We start from the raw sequence: 7,351 nt of genomic DNA, 5'->3' as shown, positions 1-7,351 counted from the left end.
GTTCCCATCGTGAGCTGGAACAAGGTCGACAAGGTCGACTTCGAGCCGTCCGCTGACCGCCCGGGCGACCAGCCCGGGACGACCTACCTCCTGGTCGGCAGCGATTCGCGCGCCGGACTGACCAAGGAGGAGCGCAAGAAGCTCCACACGGGCAACGAGAAGAGCGAGCTCACCGACACGATCCTGCTGCTGCACACCGGCGACGGGCCGACGACCCTGGTCTCGATCCCGCGCGACTCCCCGCTCAAGATCCCCGGCTTCGGGACGAGCAAGGTGAACTCGGCCTACGCCAAGGGCGGCACTCCCCTGCTGGTCCAGACGCTCGAGAACGCCACCGGCATCCGGATCGACCACTACGTCGAGATCGGCTTCGGCGGGCTCGTCGGCGTCGTCGACGCGGTCGGCGGCATCGAGATCTGCCCCAAGAAGGCGATCCGCGACAAGCCGTCCGGGCTCGACGTGAAGAAGGGTTGCCAGGAGGTCGACGGCGCAACGGCACTCGCCTACTCGCGGGCTCGCAAGCACAGCCCCATCTCGGACCTGGCCCGCGTGCAGCAACAACGTGAGGTCGTCGCCGCGGTGGGCAAGAAGGTGCTCTCCCCGTGGTCGGTCGTGAACCCCTTGCGCTGGTGGAAGCTCAACGCCGCGGTGCCGGACTTCTTCCGCTTCGGCGAAGGCATGGGGCCTGTTGCTGCCGGGAAGTGGGCCCTGGCCATGACCGACACGGGCGAGTCGTGCACAGTCCCCCTCGCGAGCGCCGACGCCACGTGGGACAAGAAGCGCGCGAACAAGCTCTTTGCGACCATCATCGAGGACCGCACCGAGGACATCACCCCCGACCTGTGCACCGCCACCGGCCTGGCCGACTGACGACGCCGACTGACGACACCCCGAAGGAACACCCGTGTACGAGACCCTGACCTGGGACGTCGACGCCGACGGCATCGCGACCCTCACGCTCCACCGCCCCGACGCGCTCAACGCGTTCAACCTGACGATGGCGCGCGAGCTCGAGCAGGTCTTCCTGACCGATGCCCGCGAGGACACCGTTCGCGCCGTGGTCGTGACCGGTTCGGGCCGGGCCTTCTGTGCCGGGATGGACCTGTCGGCCGAGGGCAACGTCTTCGGGCTCGACGAATCGCTCTCGCCCACTCCCGAGGACTTCCGGGCGTCGTACGACGAAGCGCCGTACGACACCGGCATCCGCGACACCGGCGGCAAGGTGACGCTCGCGATCCACGCCCTGCCGAAGCCCGTGATCGCCGCGATCAACGGTCCGGCTGTCGGGATCGGGGCGACGATGACGCTCGGCATGGACATCCGCCTCGCGTCGGAGAAGGCGCGGATCGGCTTCGTCTTCGGTCGGCTCGGCATCGTGCCCGAGGCATGTTCCAGCTGGTTCCTGCCCCGGATCGTCGGCATCCAGCAAGCCCTCGAGTGGGTCTACTCCGCCGACATCCTGACCGCCGAACAGGCCCTCGCCGGCCGTCTGGTCCGCAGCGTCCACGCACCCGACGACCTGCTGCCGGCGGCGTACGACCTGGCCCGCAGCTTCGTGGTGGGCCGTTCGCCCGTGGCACTGGGCCTGGCGAAGCGACTGCTCTACCGCAACGTCGCTGCCGCCGACCCGCTCGAGGCGCACCTCACCGACTCCCTCGCGATGTACTGGGCGTCGATCGGTGACGGCAAGGAAGGCGTGGCCGCGTTCCTCGAGAAGCGCGCGCCGCAGTTCACCGGCAAGGCGTCGGAGCTCCCCGCGATCGAGTGAGCGCTACATCGCCATCATCAGGATCTCGTCACGGGAGTACTCCCGGCCGGGGTGCTCGGCAGCGAGGTGCTCCTGCACCTTCTCGACCAGCTCGTCGTCGGTGTCACCCCGCAGGGTGACGGCACAGGGACAGCGCAGCGACGGCATCAGGACCTCCAGGAACGAGAACAGGTTCCTGCCAGCCTAGTGGAGTCAGGGGAAAAGCAATCCCGGCCGCCCCCTGGGGACGGCCGGGATGGATGCTGCTGTGCGGTCAGGCTGCTGCGCCCTCGCGGCGACGGCCGTAGCCGACGCCACCGGCGCCTGCGGCCACGAGGCCAGTTCCGAGGACCAGCCACATGACGTTGGGACCGCCCGTGTTCGGGAGTCCACCTTCTTCTTCGCCACCGGTCTCGCCTGCGACGCCGATGCGGAAGGCGTCGGTGTCGTCGGAGGGGAGGAACAGGCCGGAGTCATCGGGCGTCAGGGACGCCGTGCCGATGTAGCTGCCCTTCGGCAGACCCGGGCCCTCGATGGTGATCGGCTGGTCGACGAAGTGGACGGTGGTGGTGAACAGCGGTGCGGCCACCACGGACTGGGCGCCGCGTGCGGCACTCGAGCTCGCGGAGATCGCCACAGCGATGTCACCCTCGGGAGGCGTCGGGTAGTTCGCGCTGGCACTCACGACGATCGAGATCGGATCGCCGGGGCCGGTGCTCGTGACCTCGATGCTGGTCTCGGTCGGAATCTTCGGTGAGTACGGATCAGCGACTGCCGACGTGGCGGGCGCAACGACGAACGCTGCGGCCAGCGCGGCGAGCGCAACTGTCTTCCTGAGCAAGACGACCTCCTTCAACTACCCCATGCAACGACCCGGGCCACCCAAAGGTGACGTCACGGGGCGCTCGAATGGAATCACAGTAGCGTCATTGCGCCACTCTGGGCGAGCGGGGTAGCGAAAGTGGTCCAAGTCTCACCCAGCAGTGGGTGCGGTCTCGATCAAGTGCCCGAACAGCACAGACCTGTTGTCGGTGTGGAAGATCTCGGAACAGGTCAACAGGGTGATCAGGTAGTCGCCCACGTCGGACGGTGGCTGGGTGCCGCCCGACTTCGGGTTGACCGGTGAGGCCGCCAGGACCCAGCCCGCCGTGAACGGGACGATGAGGTCCTCCCCGCCCGTGTCCAGTTCATAGGTGTACGTCGCCACGCGGGTCTCGACGTAGACCTTGTCGCCCGCCTGGAGCTCGGGCAGGTCGGCGAACGGCTCGCCGTGCGTGACCCGGTGTCCGGCCAGCACGTAGTTGCCCTTCGCGCCTGCGGCCGCCGTGTCCTCCATGTGTCCGACGCCGGCCGCGAGGACCTCGTCGGTCGAGCCCTCGAGCACGGGGACGGCGTAGTCCTTGCCGAACCGCGGGATGTGCAGGATCGCGCTCGCGTTGCCGAACTTCGTGCGGACCACGTCCTGGCCGTCGTCCCAACCGTCGTGGAGCGCCTCACGGACGTCACCCTGGCGCTGCTGCGACTGCCAGTTGGTGCCCCAGAACTGCCAGGCCACCCAGCCGAGCACGGAGAGGCCGGCCGCAATCAGGCCACAGCCGAGCCAGAACGAGATCTTCTTGCGCGCCGACGCCGGCGGCTTGCCGTCGCCCTGCGTCGTGTCACTGGAGCGCGAGCGCCGACGGCGCACGCGCGTGGTGCCGCTGTCGGCGGTGTCGTCCGTCGACTCCACGGCCTCGTTGTCCGACTGCGTCATGCGGGTTCCCCTCCTCGGGCGACCGTCCCTCGGGTCACCCACTCATCCAACGCTACGCGGTGGAGAGCGTCACGCCCGGGAGCGGCGCCGGCTCGAGGCCACCAGCTCGACACCGGCGACGAGCATGACCGCACCCGCCAGGAGCAACAGGATGTTGGGGCCACCCGTGTCGGGCAGATCGCCTTCGCCCCCGACGTCGCCGTCGTCACGGACACCACCGACCTCGAACGGTGCAACGTCCTCGCAGCCGATCAAGGTGGCAGCGTCGGGAGTGAAACGGACGCTGGCGATGTGGTCACCGCGGGACAGTCGTGGCCCCACGACGCGCAAGGGCGAGTCTTCGTAGCGGACCGTCTTCGTCCACACCGTGACGGGCGTGACCCGGGCAGTCCGGGCAGTAGCCGCGCCCTTCGTGATCTTGATGTCGACCGATCCGGTCACGGGCAGGTTGGTGTTGGCGGTCACGACGACGCGCATCACGACCCGCTGGCCGGCGACGGCGGTGGGCACAGTGACGTTGCAGCTGGTCGGAACGTCAGGGCTGTAGGTGTCGTCGGCCTGCGCCGCCCCAGGGGCAGCCATCAGTGCCAAGGCAGCGAAAACGATGACCATGAACTGTCGCATTTGACCTCATCACCTTGATGCACAGAACGCCCGACGCAGTTCCCCACGATGGTCGGATATGCCTTCAACCCGCAGATGTGATTTTTGTTACGCGACAATCCGCACTCTTTTTACTTTTTTTCGTTCGCATGCGCGCCGCGGGCACCCTGCGCTCGGCCAGGCGTGGCGACACGAACCACCCAGGACGATTACTCAGATGTCGCTCTGCACGCCGGCGAGGAGCTGCCGCGCCATGACGATCCGCTGCACCTGGTTGGTGCCTTCGTAGATCTGGGTGATCTTGGCGTCGCGCATCATCCGCTCGACCGGGTAGTCGCGGGTGTAGCCGTAGCCACCGAGCACCTGCACGGCGTTGGTGGTGACCTCCATGGCCACGTCGGACGCGAAGCACTTCGCCGCGGCACCGAAGAAGGTGAGGTCCTTGTCGCCGCGCTCGGAGCGACCGGCGGCGGCGTAGGTCATCTGGCGTGCGGCCTCGACCTTCATGCCCATGTCGGCGAGCAGGAACTGCAGGCCCTGCTGGTCCGCGATCGGCTTGCCGAACTGGATGCGGCCCTTGGCGTACTCCAGCGCGTAGTCGAGCGCGCCCTGTGCGACGCCGACGGCCTGGGCCGCGATCGTGACGCGGGTGTGGTCGAGAGTGCGCATGGCGATGTCGAAGCCCTCGCCCTCCGCGCCGATGATCCGGTCGGCGGGGATGCGTACGTTGTCGAAGTAGACCTCGCGGGTCGGGGAGCCCTTGATGCCGAGCTTCTTCTCCGGCGCCCCGAACGAGACACCCTCGTCGGACTTCTCGACGACGAAGGCGGTGATGCCGCGGGTGCGCTTGGAGGCGTCGGTCATCGCGAGGACCGTGTAGTACTCCGAGACCCCGGCGTTGGTGATCCAGCGCTTCACGCCGTTGAGCACCCAGAAGTCACCGTCGCGCACGGCCGTCGTCTTCTGGTTGGCGGCGTCGGAGCCGGCGTCCGGCTCGGACAGGCAGTAGGAGAATCCGCCCTCACCGGCAGCCAGCTTCGAGAGGTACTTCTTCTTGATCTCCTCGCCGCCACCGAGCTGGACGGGCAGCGAGCCGAGCTTGTTCACGGCGGGGATCAGGGACGACGAGACGCAGGCGCGGGCGACCTCCTCGATCACGATGACGGTGGCGAGCGCGTCGGCGCCGGCGCCGCCGTACTCCTCGGGAACGTGCGGTGCGTGGAAGTCCGAGGCCACCAGGGCATCGTGGGCTTCCTGCGGGTAACGCGCCTCCTCGTCGACGATGGCCGCGAAGGGAGCCACCTTGGCGTCGCAGATCGCGCGGACGGCCTCGCGGATGGCCTGGTGCTCCTCGGTGAGGGCGTACGTCGGGAAGTCAGCGTTGGTCATGGGAATAATAGTAGGACGTCCTAGCATTGCCTCCTCATGGCCGCCGAGGAGACTGTGACCGAGATCGCATCGATCGACCCGACCGCAGTCGACTTCATGCTCGACGATTGCGAGACGTGGGCCGTGGTCGGACTGTCCGGCAACCCCGCGCGTACGGCGTACTCGATCGCCCGCATGCTCCAGGAGCGGGGCAAGCGGATCATCCCGATCCACCCGTCCGCGCCGGTGGTGCTGGGCGAGCAGGGCTACGCGACGCTCGCCGACGTGCCCTTCCCGATCGACGTCGTCGACGTGTTCCGGCGGTCCGAGGAGGCCGGTCGCTTCGCTGACCAGGCCGTCGCCGTTGGCGCGAAGGCCGTGTGGTTCCAGCTCGGTGTCATCGACCGCGCCGCGCTGGAGCGCACCCGTGCCGCCGGCGTCCCGATGGTCATGGACACGTGCCCGGCCATCGAATGGCGCAAGCGAACCTAGTCGCTCCGCCGGAGCCAGCGGCCCGGCCAGCCCACGATGGCCTCGAGCGGTCCCCGGCGCCCGGACAACGCGAACGCGGCGCCGAGCCCGAGGACGATGGCGACGTACCAGCCGAAGTTGTCGGGCTGCTCGGCCGGCCACACCTGCTCGGTCTTCGTGACGACGTGCACCGTGTAGGCCGTGAGCGGGATGGCCCCGGCGCCGGCCACCAGCGCAAGCGCGACCTTGCCATGACGCGGGACCACGTCGACGAGGACGAGCGCCAGCCCCAGGACGACCAGGGCGCTGCCGATCGTCTGCGCCAGGTCGAAGGGCGTTGCCGAGTGGGGCGAGACCACCAGCAGCCACTGCCACGCTCCCCCCGTGGGTGGCGATCCGTGGAGGCTGTCCTGCAGGACGCGCAGCGCCTGCTCGTGGGTGAGCACGCGGTGCGGGAACAGCGCGCCACGGATCCCCGGATCCGCAGTGCACAGGCGCGACACTGCGGTCGCCATCACCGCGAGGCCGGCACCCCAGCCGGCCAGCCGCAGCGGCGTGCGCCACCCGCGCAGGTCTGTGCGTCCGAGCGCCATGCCGGCCAGCAGGTACGCCAGCCACGGCACGGCCGGATAGGTGCCCGTGAACAGCAGGTGGGCGAGCAGCTGGCCGGGGTCTCCGAGCGAGGCGAAGTCGGGACTTCCGGAGAGTCGGTCCGGGAGCTCGGGCCGCACCAGATGGGACACCACGGGCGCGACCACCAGCCACGCACCGGCCAGCATCGCCAGCGGCAGGGCACGCAGGCCGAGGAACGGCAGGCCCAGCAGGAACAGCACCCCGTAGTAGGCCAGGATGATCGCGAGGCCGGTCTCCAGCCCGCCGAGGGCGAGCCCGATCAGCGCGATCAGCACCGCACGAACCGCGATCCCGGCCGCGGACCGCCCGAGGTCGCGTCCCGCCTGCGGCGTGGTCCCGCCCGTGATCAGGGCGAGGCTGACGCCGGCCAGCACCGCGAAGAGTGCCGAGGCACGCCCGCCCGCCAGCCACTGGACCGTGGTCAGGCCGCCGCTGGCCGTGTGGCCGTCGAGCACATGGGTCGCCACCATCCCGAGCAGGGCGATGGTGCGGGCGAGGTCGACGCCGACCAGTCGCCCGGCTGATCGAGCGGGGCGCAGGATCATCCCTCGCGCCGTACCACCGCACCCTTGGCCCGGGCGGCGGCCTTGAGCTCGGCCTGGAACTCGGTCATCTTCTGCTGGAGGGCGACGTCGGTCGCCGCGAGGATGCGTACGGCGAGCAGGCCGGCGTTGCGCGCGCCACCGACCGCGACCGTGGCGACCGGGACTCCGGCCGGCATCTGCACGATGGAGAGCAACGAGTCCATGCCGTCGAGGTACTTCAACGGGACCGGC

Annotated in this window: 10 protein-coding genes; 3 read left to right on the top strand and 7 right to left on the bottom strand. The window is 69.2% G+C overall.

Going from position 1 to position 7,351, the window contains the following annotated elements; genetic code table 11:
* Both ACOADB_RS07795 and ACOADB_RS07790 read left to right on the top strand, forming a co-directional pair.
* On the top strand, nucleotides 1–870 hold an 870-nt coding region (locus tag ACOADB_RS07795), incomplete at its 5' end, for an LCP family protein (protein WP_378597393.1).
* Between the two features lie 34 nt (nucleotides 871–904).
* A complete protein-coding gene (locus ACOADB_RS07790) occupies nucleotides 905–1,768 on the top strand; it encodes a crotonase/enoyl-CoA hydratase family protein (protein WP_378597392.1) in 864 nt (287 codons plus the stop codon).
* 3 nt (nucleotides 1,769–1,771) lie between these two features.
* Here the strand turns inward: ACOADB_RS07790 and ACOADB_RS07785 are convergent, their stop codons facing one another.
* The 5 genes from ACOADB_RS07785 to ACOADB_RS07765 all read right to left on the bottom strand — a co-directional run bounded on the left by ACOADB_RS07785 (nucleotide 1,772) and on the right by ACOADB_RS07765 (nucleotide 5,492).
* Nucleotides 1,772–1,915, bottom strand: a complete 144-nt coding sequence (locus ACOADB_RS07785) for a DUF1059 domain-containing protein (protein WP_082573830.1) — start codon at nucleotides 1,913–1,915, stop codon at nucleotides 1,772–1,774.
* A 106-nt stretch (nucleotides 1,916–2,021) separates the two neighbouring features.
* Nucleotides 2,022–2,588: an LPXTG cell wall anchor domain-containing protein gene (locus tag ACOADB_RS07780; RefSeq protein WP_378597391.1), complete on the bottom strand. Its 567-nt coding sequence runs from the start codon at nucleotides 2,586–2,588 to the stop codon at nucleotides 2,022–2,024.
* Between the two features lie 132 nt (nucleotides 2,589–2,720).
* A complete protein-coding gene (locus ACOADB_RS07775) occupies nucleotides 2,721–3,500 on the bottom strand; it encodes a class E sortase (RefSeq protein ID WP_378597390.1) in 780 nt (259 codons plus the stop codon).
* A 69-nt stretch (nucleotides 3,501–3,569) separates the two neighbouring features.
* Nucleotides 3,570–4,124 carry a hypothetical protein gene (locus ACOADB_RS07770; RefSeq protein ID WP_378597389.1) on the bottom strand — a complete coding sequence of 185 codons (555 nt, stop codon included), beginning with the start codon at nucleotides 4,122–4,124 and terminating at the stop codon, nucleotides 3,570–3,572.
* A gap of 192 nt (nucleotides 4,125–4,316) precedes the next feature.
* Nucleotides 4,317–5,492: an acyl-CoA dehydrogenase family protein gene (locus ACOADB_RS07765; RefSeq protein ID WP_378597388.1), complete on the bottom strand. Its 1,176-nt coding sequence runs from the start codon at nucleotides 5,490–5,492 to the stop codon at nucleotides 4,317–4,319.
* A 36-nt stretch (nucleotides 5,493–5,528) separates the two neighbouring features.
* On the opposite strand from ACOADB_RS07765, the gene ACOADB_RS07760 reads away from it, so the two are divergent.
* Entirely contained in the window at nucleotides 5,529–5,963 is a 435-nt protein-coding gene (locus ACOADB_RS07760) for a CoA-binding protein (RefSeq protein ID WP_378597387.1), read from the top strand.
* On the opposite strand, the gene ACOADB_RS07755 is transcribed toward ACOADB_RS07760, so the two are convergent.
* Both ACOADB_RS07755 and ACOADB_RS07750 read right to left on the bottom strand, forming a co-directional pair.
* Entirely contained in the window at nucleotides 5,960–7,120 is a 1,161-nt protein-coding gene (locus ACOADB_RS07755; protein ID WP_378597386.1) for a heparan-alpha-glucosaminide N-acetyltransferase domain-containing protein, read from the bottom strand. The genes ACOADB_RS07760 and ACOADB_RS07755 overlap by 4 nt on opposite strands.
* The coding region (locus ACOADB_RS07750) for an AIR carboxylase family protein (RefSeq protein ID WP_378597385.1) at nucleotides 7,117–7,351 on the bottom strand (235 nt) is incomplete at its 5' end. The genes ACOADB_RS07755 and ACOADB_RS07750, both read right to left, overlap by 4 nt.

The sequence above is a fragment of the Nocardioides sp. CPCC 206348 genome, assembly GCF_048654705.1.
Taxonomy (GTDB): domain Bacteria; phylum Actinomycetota; class Actinomycetes; order Propionibacteriales; family Nocardioidaceae; genus Nocardioides.
This window is presented reverse-complemented; position numbering and strand designations above follow the sequence as displayed.